The sequence below is a fragment of the Devosia sp. P1_H9 genome, from assembly GCF_056405135.1.
In genome coordinates this window covers 431,036-449,289 of the sequence record NZ_JBFUCQ010000004.1, presented here as the reverse complement: position 1 = coordinate 449,289, position 18,254 = coordinate 431,036, and the positions used below count along the sequence as shown (strand labels likewise).

Here is an 18,254-nt window from a genome sequence, read left to right as displayed (position 1 = left end):
CTCCGCATCGAGCGACCCTCGCGTGATAGCGGCTTGACCGGCGAACCGGTCCTTGCCGTGATGGTTTCCGCCTGAACTGCAGCGACCCGCAGCCCACCCGGTCTCCCCCGCACCAACCACTCGTCATGATCTCGCTTCGGTGCAGCGGACCAGCACAGATTCGCGCGGGTGGGGAGGTGGGGGGATAGATCGGTGCAAGATTCTCGCAACGCCTTGCCTGGCCTCATGATTGTGGCTCCGCTCACCCCCTCCCATCCTCCCCCGTCAGAGGGGGAGGTGCCGCATCGAGTTTGGAGGACCATCGAGCCAACCTCGCCGGGATGACGGCTGGCGGGTGGGCGAGCCTAGGTGCCCTCCGCACACCTCTTGGAATTCTCCTCCGGCAAGGGGGAGATGGGCATCAAGCGCGGGGGCGGGTGGTGTGGGCAAGGTGATCGTGCTGCCAAGAAGGGCCCTCCCCGCCAGGGGGTTGGGGAGGGCTGCCGGTTTGGGGACCAGCCGCGACCGGGGCTGAGGAGGTTTCAGCCGCCGGTCGCGCTTGGGGGGTCCGCCGCAACAGGGGACACAAGCACGATACAGGGCGGATCGTTGCCGCTGCGTGATGTCAACGTGAGCATGGCGGTGTAGCCGAAAGTCGCATGGGTGAGCGCTGCGCCGCGACACGCCCTGGGCTCCATTCGACTCATTCAGCCACCGCACGCGACACACCGTCCGACTATCCTCTTGCAAATGACTGACCAGTCAGTTATTACGGTACTGACCGAACAGTCATCAAGGTTGACGGAAGATGAACGAGACCGATTCACAACGCGGACCGAAGTTCAGGCGACGCGCCGAGGCGCGGCCGGACGAGGTGCTGGATGCGGCGCTGGAGCTGTTCATCGAGAAGGGGTTCGCCTCGACGCGGGTCGAGGACATCGCCAAGCGGGCGGGGCTGAGCAAGGGGACGGTGTATCTCTACTTTCCGTCCAAGGAAGCGCTGCTGGAAGGGCTGGTGCGGCGGGCGATCCTGCCGATTGCCGATTCGGCGCTGGCGACGCTGCACGACTATGAGGGTGATCCGCGGATCGTGCTCAGCCTGGTGCTGACGATGCTGGCCGGGCGGATCAGCGACCCCAAGATCATCGCCATGCCGAAGCTGATCTTCCGCGAGGCGATGGGCTTTCCGGGGCTGGCGGAAATGTACCGGCGGGAAGTGCTGGACCGGGTCATTCCGGCTGTGGAGGGGCTGGTTCGCCGCGGCATCGAGCAGGGCTACCTGCGGCAGGTCGATCCGAGCCTCACCATCCGGTCGATCATCGGGCCGCTGATGCTGCATGTGGCGATGGCCGAGATCTTCGGGATCATGCCGGAGGGGGGCCTGCATATGGAGAAGCTCGTCGAGAACCACCTGACCATCCTGTTCGACGGGCTCAGCGCCCCGCCGAGCGCCAAGCAGTGGTCGAGCTCGTAAGGAGGCGATGATGGACGGTTTTCTGGCGTGGCTGTTCGGGCTCATCGCCATCGTCATCCCGGGGTTCGGGACCGAGCAGGCGCCGCAATTCAACGGCTATGTCGAGGCGCGCTATGTCTACGCGGCGTCGACGACGGCCGGGCCGATCGAGACAATCTCGGTGCGAGAAGGCGACAGGGTGCTGGAGGGCGACCTGCTGTTCCGGCTCAGGGCGGAGCAGCAGATTGCGCTGCTGCAGGCAGCGGAGGCCCGGGTGGCGGCGGCGGAGGCAGGCCTCAAAAACCTCACCACGGGCGGGCGCGAGGACGAGGTCGACGTGGTGCGGGCGAGCCTGCAGAAGGCCGAGGCCGATCTCAGCCTGGCACGCGATACGTCGGCGCGCAGCGGCAAGCTGTTTGCCCAGGGGCTGATCGCGCAGAGCAAGTACGACCAGGACCGAGCGACGCTGGCGAGCGCCGAGGCGGCGGTGAAGCAGCTCGCGGCGCAGCTGAAGGTGGCGGAACTACCGGCGCGCGATGAACAGCAGCTGCAGGCGGAGGCGAACCTCAGCGCGACACAGGCGGATGCCGAGAAGGCCAATGCCGACCTCGCCGACCGGACGATCACCTCGCCGGCGGCGGGGCGGATCGAGCGGGTGTACTTCGACGCGGGAGAGATCGTTTCGGCGGGAACGCCGGTGATCTCGATCCTGCCGGAGGGGGCGCTGAAGGTGAAGTTCTATGTGCCGGAGACGGTACGGTCCGGGTTCGCGCTGGGCGACAAGGTAGCGGTGAGCTGCGACGGGTGCCCGGATGGGCTGACGGCGACGCTGAGCTATTTCGCGTCGGACCCGCAGTTCACGCCGCCGGTGATCTATTCGCGGACCGAGCGGCAGCGGCTGAGCTTTTTGATCGAGGCGACGCTGGATGATTCGTCGTTGCATCCGGGGCAGCCGGTGACGGTGGAGCGGGTGGAATGACCGAGCTGCTGGTTATCGATGTGCATGGGCTGACCAAGAGCTTCGGGCCGAAGCGGGTGGTCGATCACTTCGACATCCAGGTGCCAAAGGGGGCGATCTATGGGTTCCTCGGGCCGAACGGCTCCGGCAAGACCACGACCATCCGCATGCTGTGCGGGCTCTTGACGCCGGACGAGGGCGAGGGAACGTGCCTCGGGTTCGACGTGCGGAAACAAGCAGAGCAGATCAAGGAGCAGGTCGGCTACATGACGCAGAAGTTCTCGTATTACGAGGACCTCTCGATCCGCGAGAACCTCGATTTCGTGGCGCGGATGTACCGGCTGGATCGGCGGAAGGAACGGGTGGACCAGGCGCTGGCGGACCTCGGGCTGGCGGATCGGGCAAAGCAATTGGCGGGGTCGCTGTCGGGTGGCTGGAAGCAGCGGCTGGCGCTGGCGGCGTGCCTGCTGCATGAACCGCGGCTGTTGCTGCTCGACGAGCCGACGGCGGGCGTCGACCCCAAGGCGCGGCGGGATTTCTGGGACGAGATCCGGCGGCTATCGGCGATGGGTGTCACGGTGCTGGTTTCGACCCATTACATGGACGAGGCGGTACAGTGCGACTTCATCACCTACATCGCCTACGGCAAGAAGCTGATCGACGGACCGTCGGCGAAGATTCCCGAGATGGTGGGGCTCGAGACCTGGCGGGTGGAGGGGCCGGACCTGCCGGCGCTGGAGGATCGACTGAAGGCTGAGCCGGGCGTGGTGCAGGTGGCGCGCTTCGGCACGGTGCTGCACGTGTCGGGGACCGACAAGGCGGCGCTCGAAGCCACCGTCGAGCGGCTGAAGGCGGAGGGGACGCATCGCTGGAGCCTGCAGGTGGCGGGGCTCGAGGAGGCGTTCATCTACCTGATGACGGGGGCACGGGATAACTTTGCCGGCGACGCCGGACAGGTCGCGGCATGAACGCGGTGTTCTCGTTCAGGCGCTTCGGCGCGGTGCTCTACAAGGAGTTCATCCAGATGCGGCGCGACCGCATCACTTTCGGGATGATGATCGGGCTGCCGATCATCCAGCTGTTCCTGTTCGGCTTTGCCATCAATTCCGACCCGCGCAACCTGCCCACGCTTGTAGAGATGGGCGATAACGGGCCGCTGAGCCGGGCTGTCATCGCCGGGATGCAGAACTCGTCGTATTTCGCCTTCAAGGGCGCCGTGTCGGGGATCGGCGAGGGTGAGGAGGCGCTGCGGCGGGGCGAGGCGAACTTCGTGGTGGTGATCCCCGAGGATTTCGAGCGCGACGTGGTGCGCGGCAACAAGCCGGAGATCCTGGTGGCGGCTGATGCCTCGGACCCATCGGCGACGGGCGGGGCGGTGGCGGCGCTGTCGGGGATCGTCAATGTGGCGATTTCGGAGACGCTGACCGGGCCTTTGGCGCAACAGGCGGGCTCGGCGCCGTTCTCGATGGTGGTGCACCGGGAGTACAACCCGGAGGGCAAGACCTCGACCAATATCGTGCCGGGGCTTTTGGCGATCATCCTGTCGATGACGATGGTGATGATCACGGCGGTGGCGATCGTCAAGGAGAGCGAGCGCGGCACGATGGAAATGCTGATCGCGACGCCCGTGAAGCCGCTCGAGGTGATGCTGGGCAAGATCCTGCCCTACGTGTTCGTCGGCTATGTGCAGACGGCGGTGTTCCTTGCGGCGGCGAGCCTGATCTTCGGGGTGCCGTTCGAGGGGAGCGTCTGGGCGTTCTTCTTGGGGTTCAACCTGTTCATCGTGGTGAACCTGGCGCTGGGATTTTTGATCTCGACGGCAGCGCGGAGCCAGATGCAGGCGATGCAGCTGAGCTTTTTCACGATTTTGCCGTCGATCCTGCTCTCGGGATTCATGTTCCCGTTCGCCGGCATGCCCGGCTGGGCGCAGTTCATCGGGCAGGCGGTGCCGGCGACGCATTTCCTGCGGGTGGTGCGCAAGGTCATGCTGAAGGGCGGCGAGGTGGCCGACGTGACGGGAGAGCTCTGGGCGCTGGTGGTGATCCTCGTGGTGATCTCGGGGATCGCGATGCTCAGGTATCGGCAGACGCTGGACTAGCCGTATCATCACGGCTCGCCTATCTGACTGGGCGAACAATGGAGTGATGCGATGAAGGCCGTGGTGTTCGAAGAGTTCGGCAGCCCGAGGAAAGTGCTGAGGCTGGTGGAGCGGCCGACGCCGGAGCCCGGGCCGGGGCAGGTTCGTGTGAAGCTGGTGCTGTCGCCGATCCATAACCACGACCTGATGATCGTAACCGGGCATTATGGGTACAAGCCGCAGTTGCCGCACGTGCCGGGGACCGAGGCGCTGGGCGTGGTCGACAAGCTGGGCGATGGCGTGACCAACCTCAAGGTTGGACAGCGGGTGACCGGCGGGGCGAGTGCGGCTTGGGCCGAGTATTATCTCGCCAATGCGCAGTCGCTGGTGCCGGTACCGGATGGGGTAGACGAGGCGACCGCGTGCCAGCTGGTGTCGATGCCGCTGAGCGCATGGCGGCTGCTGGGTGAACTCGAGGTCGAGGCGGGCGACTGGATCGTGCAGAACGCGGCGAATGGCGCGGTGGGCAAGATCATCGCCAAGCTCGCGGCGGAGCGGGGCGTGCGGGTGCTGAATATTGTGCGGCGCGAGGAGGCGGTGGCCGAGCTCGCCGCCGAGGGGATCGGCGATGCCGTGTCGAGCGAGCACGCGGACTGGCAGGACCGGGCGCGCGCGATCACCGGCGGGGCGCCGATCAAGCGGGCGCTGGATTCGGTGGCGGGCCGGGCCTCGGACGAGCTGATGGACCTCGTCGCCGAGGAAGGCTGGCTGATCTCGTTCGGGGCGCTGAGCGGGCGGCCGGTGCAGCTCAATCCGGATAACCTCCTTTTCAAGCGGGCGGTGGTGAAGGGGTTCTGGGCTGCGAAGACCTCGACCTTCCACACGCCCGAGCAGATCCGCGGGGCGATCGTCGAGTTCGTCGGCAAGGCGGCGCGCGGCGAGCTGAAGCTGCCGATCGCCGAGGTGTTCTCGCTGGATCAGGCGGCGGAAGCGGCCGAGGCGAGCAACGAGAAGGGCCGGCAGGGGAAGATCGCGATCCGGGGCTCGTGAGGTGATCGTCTGGCTCGCGTCGTTTCCACGCTCGGGCAACACGTTCCTCCGCATCCTGCTCAGCCGGCTGTACGGAGTGCGGAGTTCCACCGTGTATGACGTCGACGGGGTGGCGCTGCGGCTCGGCGAGGGGTTCGTTGGCTACGAAGAGCGGCCGGCGAGCTACGCGGCGATGCGGGCCTCGGACGCGGTGCATTTCGTCAAGACGCACCGGCAACGCGATGCTGACGTCGACGAAGCCGACCGGGCGATCTGTCTGGTGCGCGACGGCCGCGATTGCCTCGTGTCATGGGCGCGGATGATGAGCGAGGAAGATCCCGCGCAGTTCGAGCCGCGGCTGCGTGAGATGATCGAGCGCGACACGCCGACCGGGACCGGCAGCTGGGGCAGGAACGTGCTGAGCTGGCTGCAACCACAGGCGCGCCATCGGATGGTGCTGCGTTACGACGATCTGATCGCCGCGCCGGTGCAGGTGGTCAGTGAGGCGATGGCGGCGGTGGTGCCCGAGGTCCGGCCGGTGGATCGCGCGGAAGCACCGGACTTTGCGGCGCTGCGCGAGGCGGACTGGCGGTTCTTCCGGCGGGGTGTCGTCGGCTCGTATCGGGATGAGCTGCCGGCCGAGCTGCACGAGCTGTTCTGGTCACGGCCAGGCAACGCAGAGGCGATGGCGTTACTCGGGTCGCCAAAAGCATGATGGCGGTGCGCTTGGCGCTCCTCACCCCGGCCCTCTCCCCAAAGGGGCGAGGGGGCGCTGTGGTGCGGCCGGTGGAAGCTAAGCCGTGAGGCCGAACATCTGGTCCTGGCGCTGGCGCAGGGCGTAGAGGCGGGTGGACTGGTCGGGGAGGGCGTTGGCGCGGGTGAGGAGCTGGCCCTTCTTCACCGGGGCGGTGACCTTGCCGCCTTCGAGCAGGCCGACGGGTACGGCGTGCTGGCGGCGGGCGTCTTCGACGGTCAAAATGAAGCTGCGGTAGCAGGTTTCGCCGATGGCATCGAAGGTCTCGCCTACGGCGAGGTCGCGCTTGGCGACCGCGCAGACTTCGGCGACGGGGTTAGGCATCGGCACCATGTCGGGGCGACCGTAGAGCATGATGCGGGCGGCCGTCAGCGGCACCTCGAGCGAGGTCAGGTGGTAGGGGCGGAAGAAGGCGTAGTAGGGGCCCTTGCCGACATGCAGATCGTCCATGCGCTCGATGATGCGAGGGTGCTCGGCCTCGACGATGACGAAGACGCCGGGGGCGACGCCCTTACCGATGGTGAAATCGACGACGCCCTTCTTGTTGAGGATGCCGCCATCGGCCTTGGGGATCAGTACCTTCACCATCTCGTCGCGGTCGGCCTTGGGACCGTGCATGCCCGGGACATCGGGGACGAGGCCGGTGGCGTTGGCGATGCAGGCCATCTCCACCATGGTCTTACTGCCATCGACGAACTCGACCAGCATGCGCGGGTTCATGTTCCGGCGGATCGCTTCCTCGCGATAGTCGTCGGGAACCGCGTCGTGATTGAGCGGGTTGTTCTTGCCCTTGCCGGCGGAAACGATGCGGTAGCCGAGTGCCGAGGCAAACTCGATGAGTTCCATGCAGCTACTGGGCTCGTCGCCGGCGCCGACGGAGTAGATAACGCCGAGGCGATCGGCCTCGTGCTTCAGATAGGGGCCGATGGTGACGTCGGCTTCGACGTTCATCATCACGAGGTGCTTGCCGTGCTCCATCGCGGTCAGACAGTAGTCGGCGGCGACGCCGGGCTTGCCGGTGGCATCGATCACCACATCGATCAGCGGATTCCTGACCAGCGTCTCGGCGGAGGTGACGGCCATCTTGCCGGCCTCGATGGCGGCGGTGACCTTCGACTGCGTGTCGGCCTCGACGGCATGGGCGTCGTCGCCATAGGCGATGGCCATGGCCTCGCGGGCGGTGTGCGGCCGGCGGGTAGCGATCGCCGCTACCTCGATGCCGCGCATAAGACCGCCCTGGGTCACGAGGTCGGTGCCCATTTCGCCCGAGCCGATGACGCCGATTCGGATGGGTTTTCCGCTATCGGCGCGCGCCTTGAGGTCGCGCGCGATGCCGGTCAGATGCACATTGGTGAGCGAGGTGGGGATGTTGGCCTTCATGATGGGCTGCTCTATCACTCACTCGGAAACATGGGAACACACCTATGACCGGCCAGCTCGATGTGATCCGCGAAGGCTATCTCGGGATCATTGCGCTCAACCGCCCGGAGGCGATCAACGCACTCAGCCTCGAAATGATCGACGGCATCACGCGGGCGCTGGAGCAGTGGGCGGATGACGACGAGATCCGGCTGGTGCTGTTCGAGGGCAGGGGCCCGCGCGGCTTCTGCTCGGGCGGCGATGTGCGGGCGGTGCGGCAGATGATGCTCGACGGGCAGCCGGAGCTGGCGGATGCGTTCTTTGCCGCCGAGTACCGGATGAACGGCGTGATCGCACGTTATCCGAAGCCGCTCGTGGCGCTGACGCATGGCGTGGTGATGGGCGGTGGGATCGGGATTGCCGGACACTGCGCGTTCCGGTTCACCACCAACGAGGCGCGGTTCGCCATGCCCGAGGCGGCAATCGGCTTTGTCTGCGACGTGGGGGTGAACTTCATTCTCGGCAAGGCACCGGCGCACCGGGCGCTGGCTTTCGCGATGACCGGGGTGCCGGTGGGGGCGGGGGATGCGCTGGCGCTTGGGCTGACCGATTGCGCGATCGATCCCGCGCGGTTCGATGCAGTGCGGGCAGGGATTGTTGCGGCGGCCGGTGTGGCGCGGGTCGAGGCGGCGCTCGGGGCGTTGATGCAGGCGGAGATGGCGCCGGTGGGCGAGGCTGTGCTGTGCGCTGCGGCCGACCGGCATGAGGGGCTCGACTGGACGGATGCCGAGGCGATCGTCGGGAAGGCAGGGCGGGAGCCGCTGCTGGCGCAGTTGACGTTGCGCTCGCCGACCAGTCTTGTGGCCATTCTCGAGAGCCACCATGCGGCGCGGCGGATGGTCGACGTCGTCGCGGTGCTTGCGGCAGACCTGCGGCTGGCACGGCTGCTGGCGCGGCTGCCGGACTTCGCCGAAGGGGTCCGCGCGGTGCTGGTGGACAAGGACCAAAAACCCGAGTGGCGCCCCAAGTCGCTGGACGGCGTCGACCGGGCTTCGATCCGGGCGGTAATCGGCGTCGGGTAAGTCCTGAAAGCGCCTGAACTTAGCACTTCCTAAACCGTTCCATCGGATGCTGGCGCCGGGCAGAAGTCCATGGGGGCAGCCAAGTAGATGGCTCAGGCACGCAGCAAAACCATCGCCTTGCCGGCGATCGTCGATCTCGACGCGCTCGATCCGATTCGCGATGAATTGGTCGATGCCATCGATTCCGGGCCGGTTGCGGTCTCCGGGGCAGCGATCGAGCGGGTGGCGACCAATGCGCTGTTCCTGCTGCTGAGTGCCGCCGAAACCGCCCGCCGCAACAATTTCGCATTTTCGGTCACCGCGCCCAGCGAGGCGTTCCGGCTGGCCGTTTCGCGGCTGGGGCTCACTGGCCCGTTCGCCGCGATCATGGAAGGGTAATCATGCGTGTACTGACGGTCGACGACTCTAGAACCATCCTTGCGATGCTGCACCATACGCTCAGCAATGCGGGCTTCGAGGTGCTGCAGGCCGAGGACGGCCAGAAGGGCCTCGACGTGCTCAAGAACGAGAGCGTCGATGTGGTGATCACCGACATCAACATGCCGGTCATGGACGGAATCGAGTTCATCAAGAACGTCCGCGCCTCGGGCATGCACAACTCGCTGCCCATCCTGATCCTCACCACCGAAACCAGCCAGGACAAGCGCGACCAGGGCCGCGCCGCCGGCGGTACCGGCTGGATCGTCAAGCCGTTCGACCCGGAGAAGCTGATCTCGGTGATCCACCGCGTGGTGCACTGAGTTCTGCAAGAGCCTAACCGCCTTCCCGGCAACCCAGAAGGGTTCGTGACTAGCCCATGAGCGACCTCGACGACTTCAAGGCCACCTATTTCGACGAGTGCTCGGAGCTGCTGCTCGAACTTGAAGAGCAGTTCGCCGCCATCGAAGAGGGCGACCGTTCGAGCGACCGGCTGAACGCGGTGTTCCGCGCCATCCACTCGATCAAGGGCGGCGGCGGGGCGTTCGGGTTCCAGGGACTGGTGGGGTTTGCCCACGCCTACGAGACGCTGCTCGACCATGTGCGTGATGGGCGCGTCGAGCTCAGCGAGACGGTGACGGCGCTCTGCATCCGGGCCAACGATATCGTCGCCGACTTCGTCGCCGCGGCCAAGGACGGGACCGAGCTCGAAGCGGGCTACGGGGCCGAGGAAAAGCTGCAGTTCGACACGCTGACCTCGGGCGATCCGGACATGGCCGGTGAGCCGATGGAGGAGTTCGACATCGACTTCGTGCCTGTCATGGTGACCATTGCAGGGGCGGAAGACGAGATCGAGGAAGAGGCGGTGGCCGAGCCGCTGAGCCTCGAAGGGCTCGACGATGCGTTCGAGGCGCCGCCGCTGGCGCCGGAAACCGGGCACTGGACGATCCGCTTCACGCCGCATTCCGAGCTTTATGCGCGGGCCAACGATCCGCTGCTGCTGCTGCGCGAACTGGGGACGCTCGGCGACATGCAGGTGCGGGCGGTGCTCGACGAGATTCCGGCGCTCGCCGATTTCGAGCCGTTCGGGGTCTATTGCAGCTGGGAGGTTTCGCTCAGCTCGGAGAGCGCGACCGAGGCGTCGATCGCCGAGGTGTTCGAGTTCGTCGAGGGCAATTGCGACCTGACGATCACACGCGGCACGGCACCGGTCGTGGCCGAGGAAGCGCTCGACGCCGAGATCGAGGCGATGCCGTCGTTTGCCGAGCTGATCGACGTGGCTGCGGACGAGCCGGAAGCCGAGATTGCGGCAGAGGCGCCGACCGCGGAGCTGCTGAGCTTTGCCGAGCTGGCCGAGAGCATGAAGCCGGCACTGAAGGCGGCGCCGCCGAAGATGCCGCCGCCGCTGAAGCAGGCGGCACCATCAGAGGATTTTGACGGCGACAATGATCGCCGCTCGGGCGCCGAAGACCGGCGCAACGGCGTGCAGTCGATCCGCGTCGACCTCGACAAGATCGACCGCGTGGTCAACATGGTGGGCGAGCTGGTGATCACCCAGTCGATGCTCACCCAGCAGATGGATGAGACGCTGCGCGCCCGCTACCAGGAGCTGGTGCGCGGGCTCGAGGTGCTGGCGCAGACGACGCGCGGCCTGCAGGACTCGGTGATGGCGATCCGCGCCCAGCCGGTGAAGACGGTGTTCAGCCGCATGCCGCGGCTGGTGCGCGAGCTGGCCAACAAGACCGGCAAGAAGATCCGGCTCGAGACGATCGGCGAGAATACCGAGATCGACAAGACGATCATCGAGCAGCTCTCCGATCCCCTGACCCACATGATCCGCAACTCGGCCGACCACGGCATCGAGAGCCCGGAAAAGCGGCTGGCGGCGGGCAAGAACGAGAGCGGGGCTATCCGGCTGTCGGCCGAACAGGCGGGCGGCAATATTTTGATCGCGGTGGAAGACGATGGCGGCGGCATCAACCGCGAGCGGGTGCTGCAGGTGGCGCGCGACCGTGGCGTGGTGGGGCCGGAGCAGACGCTGAGCGACGAGCAGATCGACCAGCTGATCTTCGCGCCGGGGTTCTCGACCGCTTCGGAGGTCTCCGACATTTCCGGCCGCGGCGTCGGCATGGACGTGGTGCTTTCGAACATCAAGAAGATCGGCGGCTCGGTGCATGTGAAGAGCTGGACCGGCAAGGGCACGCGGATGACGCTGCGCCTGCCGCTGACGCTCGCGGTGCTCGATGTGATGCTGGTGAAGGTGGCGGGCAGCCCTTACGTGATCCCGCTGAGCTCGATCGTCGAGACGATCCAGTGCGCGCGGGCCAATTTCTCCCGCATGCCGACCGGTGGGCAAGTGCTGCAGGTACGCGGCGAATATGTGCAGGTGGTGGACCTGGCTTCTCGCTTCGAGATGACGACGGACGTCGAGCGCGACAACCGCTTCGTCGTGCTCTGCGAGGCGGAAGGCGGGGTGAAGGTGGCGGTGATCGTCGACGACATCATCGGCCAGCAGCAGGTGGTGATCAAATCGCTGGAGGAGAACTTCCAGTCGATCGAGGGCATCGCCGGCGGCACCATCCTCGGCGACGGCAACGTGGCGCTGATCGTCGACGTGCAGGGTTTGAAATCCGCAACCGCAGCTCACAAGACCGCCGCCTGACGCGGCGCGACCGGACAATTGACGCCGGCCAGGAGGCCGGCAGGAAAGGCAGAAGACCATGGAATCCCTCGCATTCAAGGACGATATCTCCGGCAGCGTCGCGGCTGCCGCCAACTCGCTGCAGCTGATCGCGTTCTCGATCGGCGAGCAGACCTACGGGGTGGAAATCACGACGGTGCGGGAAATCCGCGCCTGGAACGGCGCGACGCCGCTGCCCAATACGCGCGAGTTCGTGCGCGGGGTGATTAACCTGCGCGGTACGATCGTGCCGATTTTCGACCTGCGCGCCCGCTTCGGCGAAGGCGTGACCTCGCCGACCAAGAACCACGTGGTGGTGGTGATGTCGGTGGGCGAGAAGTGGGTGGGGATCCTGGTGGACGCGGTGTCCGACATTCTCACGGTGGCCAAGTCTGACATCCACAACGTGCCCGAGGGCAACTCGATCGACACCGAACTGCTGAACGGCATCGTGACGCACGAGAGCCGCATGGTCGGGCTGATCGACCTGCATGCCGTGGTGTCCGGGGCGAAGATGGACGGCTGAGGCCAGTACATCACTGAAGGTTCAAGGGCCGTCCGCGAGGGCGGCCTTTGTGTTTTTGGGTCAGTGGAAGTTGCGGCCTGAGGGAAGGGCGGCATAGGTCTCGCGGTCGAGCTGTTCGCGGCGGCGGCGCTCGCCTTCGTCGCGCCCGGGTTGCGGGCCGGAGCGGCCTTCGTCGCCGTGCGCCAATATGCCATTGCCGAGATCGAGGCCTTGCGCCAGATCGAGCAGGCTGGGGGTGAAATCGGTGAAGCTGCGGGAGACGAGGTGGGTGACGAGGCCCTCGCGCTGCAGCTGGCCGCGGACAGCCAGCAGGCGCGAACCGAGTACGACGCGGCGATTGTTGTCGAAGGTCTTGTTCCACACGATGATGTTGGCGATCCCCGTCTCGTCCTCGAGCGTCATGAAGATCACGCCGCTCGCCGTCCCCGGCTGCTGACGCACCAGCACGAGGCCGGCCGTTTCGACGATGGCGCCGTTCGGCTTGTCGATCAGGTCAGCGCAGCGCAGCGTGCCGCGCCGGTCGAGTTCGGGGCGCAGGAAGCCCACGGGGTGTCCCTTTAGCGACAGCGACAGCGTCCGGTAGTCGTGCACCACCGATTCACCCGGGGCCATGACCGGCAGGTCGATCTCCGCGTCATCGGGTTTCGAGACCCGCTTGGCGATCGAGAACAGCGGCAGCTGTTCGGCGCCGGCAACGCCGTTCAGCCCGCGGACGATCCACAGCGCCTCGCGGCGGTTTATCCCAAGTGAGCCGAAGGCATCGGCCTCGGCCAGCTTCTCCAGCGTTGCGACCGGGACCCCCGTCCGCACCCAGAGGTCGCGGATCGAGGCATAGCCATCGCCCCGGCGGGCGATGATCAGGTTGGCATGGTCCTGCTTCAGGCCGAGCACCTGCCTCAGGCCCAGCCGGATCGCCTTGTTCGACCAGATGTCGTCGCGCATCTCGGCGTGCTGTTTCATGATCCGCTCGCTCGCCGGGGTGCCGTCCTCCAGCACGTGCAGCCAATCCGAGCGGTTGATGTCGGCTTGCAGCATCTCAACCCCGTGCTCGATGGCATCTCGGACGATCTGCGCCGGCGAGTAAAAGCCCATCGGCTGGCTGTTGAGCAGCGCACAAGCGAACACATCGGGGTAGTGGCACTTCATCCAGCACGAGGCATAGACCAAGAGGGCGAACGAGGCGGCGTGGCTTTCGGGGAAGCCATAATCGCCAAAACCCTCGATCTGCGCGAAGCAGCGCCGGGCGAAATCCTCGGCGTAGCCCTTGTCTTTCATGCCGTTGAGGAAGCGATCCTTGAGCGTATGGATGGTGCCGTTGCGCCGGAACGTCGCCATGGCGCGACGCAGCCGATCGGCTTCGCCCGGGGTGAATCCGGCGGCGACGATGGCGATCTGCATCGCCTGTTCCTGGAACAGCGGAACGCCGTAGGTTCGCTTCATAACCTCGTAGAGGTCGGGTGGCATGGGCTCCACCTTCTCGAGCCCCTGCCGACGCTTCAGATAGGGATGCACCATGCCGCCCTGGATCGGGCCGGGCCGGACGATGGCGACTTCGATGACGAGATCGTAGAACTCTACCGGCTTCAGCCGCGGCAGCATCGACATCTGTGCCCGGCTTTCAATCTGGAACACCCCAATCGTGTCCGCCCGATGCGTCATCCGGTAGACCGGGGCCTTCACCTCCGGATGGGCTTCCTCAGCCATCAGCAGCGGCAGCGTGACATCGCGATCGTAGTGCTGGTGCAGCAGCTCGAACGAGCGGCGCAGGCAGGTCAGCATGCCGAGCGCCAGGATATCGACCTTTAGGATGCCGAGCGCGTCGATGTCGTCCTTGTCCCACTCGACGATGGTGCGGCTCTCCATCGCCGTCTTCGAGATTGGCACCAGGCTCTCTAGAGAATCGCGGGTGATGACGAAACCGCCGACATGCTGGCTGAGGTGGCGGGGGAACGATTTCAGCACCGGCACCACGTTGAACATCTGCGTCAGGGTCGGATCGTCAGGATCGAGCCCGAGCATCTTGATGCCCTTGAGATCGGCGGCGTTGCCCCAGCCCCAATGCAGCTGGTTGAGCGCGCCGATGGTGTCGTCGGAAATGCCGAATACCTTGGCGGTCTCGCGGATGGCGCTCTTGGAGCGATAGGAGATGACGGTCGCCGTCAGCCCGGTCCGCTCGCCACCGTATTTGTTGTAGACGTACTGCATCATCTCTTCGCGCCGCTCGTGCTCGAAATCGACGTCGATATCGGGTGGCTCGTCGCGTTCGGTCGAGATGAACCGGCCGAACACCAGGGTGACCTTGGTGGGGTCGACCTCCGTGATCCCCAGACAGTAGCAGACCACCGAGTTGGCGGCTGAACCTCGCCCCTGGCAGAGGATTCTCAGCTTATGCCGGGCGTAGCGGACAACGTCCTCGACGGTGAGGAAGTAGGATGCGTAGCCTTTGTAGGCGATAAGGCAAAGTTCGCTCCAAAGACTGCGTTTGACCGTATCGGGCACTCCTTCGGGATAGCGGTCGCGTGCTCCCTCCCAGGTCAGGCGCTCCAATGTCTCCTGGGCTGTCTCGCCGTTGTCGATGGTTTCAGTCGGATAGTTGTACTTCAGCTGGTCGAGGCTGAAGCCGATGCGGTTCAGCAGCAGCTGTGTCTGAGCGATGGCATCGGGATGCTCAGCGAACAGCCGGACCATTTCGGTTGCCGGCTTCAGGTGTCGCTCGGCGTTCTGCTGCAGCCGGCGACCGGCGGTCTCGAGCGTCAGGTGCTCGCGGATGCAGGTCACCACGTCCTGGACGATCTTGCGGTTGGGCTCGTGGTAGAGCACGTCGTTGACCGCCAGCAGCGGCACGCCGGCATCGGCTGCCATTGCGGCCAGCCGGTTGAGGCGGGCCCGGTCGGTGCCCTTGAAGGTTGCCGCTGCAGCCAGCCAGACATTGCCCGGACTGAGCTTTGCCAACCGCTCGAGCACGGCGCCGGAATGCTCCCAGCGCGTCTCGTCGCAATGGAGGATCAGCAACTGGCCTTCGATAAAGTCTTCGAGGTCGGAGAAGCGGATGATGCACTTGCCCTTCTCGCTCTCCTTCCCGAGGTTGCCGCGGCTCAGCAGGCGGCAAAGCCGGCCATAGGCCTCGCGGTCAGAGGGATAGGTGACGATATCGGGAGTATCATCGGCAAAGCAGAGCCGGACACCGACGACGTAGCGGAAGTCGGGTGCCTTGTCCTTGAGGTCGCGGTGGGCCACGTAGCCGCGCACCACGCCAGCAAAGCTGTTGCGATCGCAGATCCCGACACCGCTCATTCCGAGCGCGATGGCGGCAGAGACCAGCTCCTCCGGATGCGAACCGCTTCTCAGGAACGAGAAGTTGGACGTCACCATCAGTTCGGCATAGCTGGGGCGGGTCATGCGAAGAACCCGTGCATGAACCAGCGCGGCGCTTCGGCGGCGCCATAGAGCCCGATGCGGAAGATCCAGAACCGCCGGCCGCCGTCATCCTCGATGACGTAGTAGTCGCGGACGGTGGTCAGCGGGTCGAACGCCGCGAGCGCGGAGACATGCTCAGGCTCCTTGGGCTTCTGCTTGTCCGACTTGGGGTCGTCGCGCGGATCGCGCTTCTTGCTGCCGCGCTGGGGCAGCTCCAGCACCTCGAGATTCTTGCCCGAACGCCACCACTCGGCCTCGATCCGTTCCGGCCCCGAGGCCTTGAGGATGCGGTAGGCGATGCGCCGCCAGATGATCCGCATCGGCGGGCCATGCGGCACCTCGGCTATCACGTTGATCGGTTCCGGGTTGGGCAGCAGGCGGAGCGGCCTGCGCAACTCGGGATCAGGGAAGGCCTCGGGATCGTCCTCAGTCTGGGCGATCACCGGCTCCAGCTTCGCTGCCCGCTCGGGGATGTGGGTGTTGACGAATTTCGACCGGGTGAGCGCCATGGGGCCAAGCCGACTGGTCATGCGGTCGTAGAGCCGGTCGAGGTCCTGCGCCCCGTCGCGCACTTCGAACGCCCCGAGCTGGGTGCTCTGCACCTCGGACAACGAACTGGCCGCCAGCCGGATCATGTCGATGCCGAAGCCGGCATCGTACTCGCCTTCGAGGCGCTCCGACCGGTGCACGAACAGCTGGGCAATGTGGTTGGGATCGCGCGTCGCCCGGCCAGCATTGATGGTGAGGTTCATCACCTTGTGGTCGACCCGGTAGAGCAGCAGGTGGAAGGTCTGCGCGCCCAGTCCTTCGGACTCGAGGCGCAGGCCGAGCTGGATGGCGAGATCGCGGGCCGTCATCAGCACGTCGTCCATGTAGCCGATGGGCTCGGCGTAACGGCGCTCGGCATAATATTCGGCAATCGGCAGCCGCGGGGTGATCCGCTCTTCGATCCGGCCCAGCGCCTGGTCGAGCCTGAGGATCAGCGATTCCCCGAACCGGGCCTGCAGGGCCCGCCGATCCCGGCCATAGAGCTGCCCGATGGTCTTGAGCCCCATCTGGTTGAGCCCCGAAACCTGAGACTCTTCGAGCCGCAAGCCGACGATCGGCAGGGTGGCGAGCGCCGTTTCGGTTTCGCCCTTTGGAACGATGCTGCCAGGTGAGAAATGCGCCAAAGCCCAGGCGGCCCCAACCGTATCGGCGATGGCGCCGGAGACAGTGAAGCCCAGGGTGCGCAGCCGGTTGACCAGCACTTCCAGCATTTTTGCCTCGTCGCCAAACAGGTGGGCGACCCCGGTGATGTCGAGGACCAGGTCACCGTAGGGCGCCGCCGCCGAGTGAACGGCGACAATCGGGCTGGCGTTGGAGTGCCAATCGGCAAAATCAGCGAAGACCTGCTCGATATAGGCCCGGTCGATCTCGCGGACTTCGAGCTCCGGCACCAGTGCGCGCGCGTCCGACAGGTTCTGCCCGGATGTCAGGTTTGCCTTAGCCGCCGCGGCATCCACCGCGGCGAGACGCATGGCGCCCTTCTGCTTCTCCCACAGGGCCAGCGGGCGGGTCGAGCGGGCGAGTGCCGGATCAGCCCGCCTGAGACAGTCGGTCGCCCAGCGTGGCAACGACAGGGCGAGATGGCGGCGCCGTTCGGTGAACAGCAGCTCCGGTGCGGTATTCGGGTTCGACTGAAACGAAACCATTTTCTGTCCAGTCCACAAGCATGCTTTTGCCTTCGGCTCGTTGCGTCTTGTCGCCGAGCCGGCCTTTTTCGATCTCGATCTGGAAGCGGGGCGGGCCGGGTGCGCGCGGATCGAACGGCACCTCACCGCTCATTGCCGGCGAAACCCGCCAGCGCAGTTTTGCTGCGCTCGCCTCGCGTCCCCGGCCGTAGCGGATGAGGAACGCCGAGGTGCCGGCCGCAGCTGCACGGAGGCTCAATCGGCGCGACACGGTGAAATCGAGTGCCTTGGGGTGACTTGCGAGATCGGCGATGACCCCGGCGACCGCACGGCAGGCAATTGCTTCCTCCATTGCCCAGAGCAACTCGGTTACGCTCTCGATCCGGCCGATCACCAACCGCGCCGGATCGATGCCGAACTGCTGCAGCCCCGCGCCATAAGGCAGCCCCAGCTCCTGGCCTTCACCTACCAGCTGCAGGTAGAGGATCGCCTGCCGTTCGGTGGTCAGCAGCTGCCGGGCGAGCCCGAAGGCGAAGCCCAGCGCGGCGCCGCTCTGGCGTTGCTCATCGGCAAACACCTCGTGCAGCAGTCCATTGGGTGCGACGAGCACCTCCAGCGGATCGGCAAGCTCCTGCTCGTCATTGGCAGCCTTTCCCAACCCCTCCGCCACCATCGCTGCGCCTTTCGCCAGCAGCGGGCGCTTTTCTAGGGCGGCGATTTTCAGTCGTAGGGCGTCGAGATCGTGGCGTGCGAGGCCCGGCATCTGAGCCTCCCTGTTGTCAGTAATTAGAACAAATAGGGAACACCAGAGTCCGGTCGAGAGTCAAGCAGAAGAGTCAGCACACGCCGT

The 18,254-nt window shown here is 65.8% G+C and carries 15 protein-coding genes; 11 read left to right on the top strand and 4 right to left on the bottom strand.

The annotated features are described in order from the left end of the window. Positions 1–787 precede the first annotated feature (787 nt). Genes AC1DYL_RS10695 through AC1DYL_RS10670 form a run of 6 tightly spaced genes read left to right on the top strand, consistent with a single transcriptional unit; the run spans position 788 to position 6,211 of the window. Positions 788–1,453: a TetR/AcrR family transcriptional regulator gene (locus AC1DYL_RS10695; RefSeq protein WP_477148493.1), complete on the top strand. Its 666-nt coding sequence runs from the start codon at positions 788–790 to the stop codon at positions 1,451–1,453. A 10-nt stretch (positions 1,454–1,463) separates the two neighbouring features. Next, a complete protein-coding gene (locus AC1DYL_RS10690) occupies positions 1,464–2,411 on the top strand; it encodes an HlyD family secretion protein (RefSeq protein WP_477173115.1) in 948 nt (315 codons plus the stop codon). Continuing rightward, positions 2,408–3,358, top strand: coding sequence for an ABC transporter ATP-binding protein (locus tag AC1DYL_RS10685; protein WP_477173114.1), 951 nt, complete (start codon positions 2,408–2,410; stop codon positions 3,356–3,358). Before AC1DYL_RS10690 ends, AC1DYL_RS10685 begins: the two co-directional genes overlap by 4 nt. Beyond that, positions 3,355–4,488, top strand: coding sequence for an ABC transporter permease (locus tag AC1DYL_RS10680; RefSeq protein ID WP_477173113.1), 1,134 nt, complete (start codon positions 3,355–3,357; stop codon positions 4,486–4,488). Before AC1DYL_RS10685 ends, AC1DYL_RS10680 begins: the two co-directional genes overlap by 4 nt. 51 nt (positions 4,489–4,539) lie before the next feature. Beyond that, complete coding sequence (locus AC1DYL_RS10675) at positions 4,540–5,517, top strand: zinc-binding dehydrogenase (protein ID WP_477173112.1); 978 nt, start codon at positions 4,540–4,542, stop codon at positions 5,515–5,517. A gap of 1 nt (position 5,518) precedes the next feature. Then, positions 5,519–6,211 carry a sulfotransferase domain-containing protein gene (locus tag AC1DYL_RS10670; protein ID WP_477173111.1) on the top strand — a complete coding sequence of 231 codons (693 nt, stop codon included), beginning with the start codon at positions 5,519–5,521 and terminating at the stop codon, positions 6,209–6,211. A gap of 78 nt (positions 6,212–6,289) precedes the next feature. Here AC1DYL_RS10670 and AC1DYL_RS10665 read toward each other — a convergent pair whose 3' ends face one another. After that, positions 6,290–7,630, bottom strand: coding sequence for an NAD(P)H-dependent oxidoreductase (locus AC1DYL_RS10665; protein ID WP_477173110.1), 1,341 nt, complete (start codon positions 7,628–7,630; stop codon positions 6,290–6,292). A gap of 44 nt (positions 7,631–7,674) precedes the next feature. Between AC1DYL_RS10665 and AC1DYL_RS10660 the strand changes: the two genes are divergently transcribed. The 5 genes from AC1DYL_RS10660 to AC1DYL_RS10640 all read left to right on the top strand — a co-directional run bounded on the left by AC1DYL_RS10660 (position 7,675) and on the right by AC1DYL_RS10640 (position 12,314). Continuing rightward, entirely contained in the window at positions 7,675–8,691 is a 1,017-nt protein-coding gene (locus AC1DYL_RS10660) for an enoyl-CoA hydratase/isomerase family protein (protein ID WP_477173109.1), read from the top strand. An 87-nt stretch (positions 8,692–8,778) separates the two neighbouring features. Continuing rightward, on the top strand, positions 8,779–9,069 hold the full coding sequence (locus AC1DYL_RS10655; protein ID WP_477148484.1) for an STAS domain-containing protein: 291 nt from the start codon (positions 8,779–8,781) through the stop codon (positions 9,067–9,069). Positions 9,070–9,071: 2 nt separating this feature from the next. Next, positions 9,072–9,431, top strand: coding sequence for a response regulator (locus AC1DYL_RS10650; protein ID WP_055874686.1), 360 nt, complete (start codon positions 9,072–9,074; stop codon positions 9,429–9,431). Positions 9,432–9,487: 56 nt separating this feature from the next. Next, a complete protein-coding gene (locus AC1DYL_RS10645; RefSeq protein WP_477173108.1) occupies positions 9,488–11,770 on the top strand; it encodes a chemotaxis protein CheW in 2,283 nt (760 codons plus the stop codon). 58 nt (positions 11,771–11,828) lie between these two features. Continuing rightward, positions 11,829–12,314 (top strand): chemotaxis protein CheW, encoded by a 486-nt coding sequence (locus tag AC1DYL_RS10640; protein WP_477148482.1) that lies wholly within the window; start codon positions 11,829–11,831, stop codon positions 12,312–12,314. Between the two features lie 60 nt (positions 12,315–12,374). Here AC1DYL_RS10640 and AC1DYL_RS10635 read toward each other — a convergent pair whose 3' ends face one another. The 3 genes from AC1DYL_RS10635 to AC1DYL_RS10625 are packed head-to-tail and all read right to left on the bottom strand — an operon-like array spanning position 12,375 to position 18,167. Continuing rightward, complete coding sequence (locus AC1DYL_RS10635; protein WP_477173107.1) at positions 12,375–15,713, bottom strand: error-prone DNA polymerase; 3,339 nt, start codon at positions 15,711–15,713, stop codon at positions 12,375–12,377. After that, a complete protein-coding gene (locus AC1DYL_RS10630; protein ID WP_477173106.1) occupies positions 15,710–17,425 on the bottom strand; it encodes a Y-family DNA polymerase in 1,716 nt (571 codons plus the stop codon). The genes AC1DYL_RS10635 and AC1DYL_RS10630 overlap by 4 nt, the downstream gene beginning before the upstream one ends. Next, positions 17,310–18,167 carry an ImuA family protein gene (locus tag AC1DYL_RS10625; protein WP_477173105.1) on the bottom strand — a complete coding sequence of 286 codons (858 nt, stop codon included), beginning with the start codon at positions 18,165–18,167 and terminating at the stop codon, positions 17,310–17,312. The genes AC1DYL_RS10630 and AC1DYL_RS10625 overlap by 116 nt, the downstream gene beginning before the upstream one ends. Positions 18,168–18,254: the final 87 nt, after the last annotated feature.

Bases quoted from the DNA above. Each gene is read 5' to 3' on its own strand.
- AC1DYL_RS10650 (WP_055874686.1), top strand. From the start codon at position 9,072: ATGCGTGTACTGACGGTCGACGACTCTAGAACCATCCTTGCGATGCTG.
- AC1DYL_RS10690 (WP_477173115.1), top strand. From the start codon at position 1,464: ATGGACGGTTTTCTGGCGTGGCTGTTCGGGCTCATCGCCATCGTCATC.
- AC1DYL_RS10675 (WP_477173112.1), top strand. From the start codon at position 4,540: ATGAAGGCCGTGGTGTTCGAAGAGTTCGGCAGCCCGAGGAAAGTGCTG.
- AC1DYL_RS10695 (WP_477148493.1), top strand. From the start codon at position 788: ATGAACGAGACCGATTCACAACGCGGACCGAAGTTCAGGCGACGCGCC.
- AC1DYL_RS10665 (WP_477173110.1), bottom strand. From the start codon at position 7,630: ATGAAGGCCAACATCCCCACCTCGCTCACCAATGTGCATCTGACCGGC.
- AC1DYL_RS10655 (WP_477148484.1), top strand. From the start codon at position 8,779: ATGGCTCAGGCACGCAGCAAAACCATCGCCTTGCCGGCGATCGTCGAT.
- AC1DYL_RS10645 (WP_477173108.1), top strand. From the start codon at position 9,488: ATGAGCGACCTCGACGACTTCAAGGCCACCTATTTCGACGAGTGCTCG.
- AC1DYL_RS10635 (WP_477173107.1), bottom strand. From the start codon at position 15,713: ATGACCCGCCCCAGCTATGCCGAACTGATGGTGACGTCCAACTTCTCG.
- AC1DYL_RS10660 (WP_477173109.1), top strand. From the start codon at position 7,675: ATGACCGGCCAGCTCGATGTGATCCGCGAAGGCTATCTCGGGATCATT.
- AC1DYL_RS10685 (WP_477173114.1), top strand. From the start codon at position 2,408: ATGACCGAGCTGCTGGTTATCGATGTGCATGGGCTGACCAAGAGCTTC.
- AC1DYL_RS10625 (WP_477173105.1), bottom strand. From the start codon at position 18,167: ATGCCGGGCCTCGCACGCCACGATCTCGACGCCCTACGACTGAAAATC.
- AC1DYL_RS10640 (WP_477148482.1), top strand. From the start codon at position 11,829: ATGGAATCCCTCGCATTCAAGGACGATATCTCCGGCAGCGTCGCGGCT.
- AC1DYL_RS10680 (WP_477173113.1), top strand. From the start codon at position 3,355: ATGAACGCGGTGTTCTCGTTCAGGCGCTTCGGCGCGGTGCTCTACAAG.
- AC1DYL_RS10630 (WP_477173106.1), bottom strand. From the start codon at position 17,425: ATGGTTTCGTTTCAGTCGAACCCGAATACCGCACCGGAGCTGCTGTTC.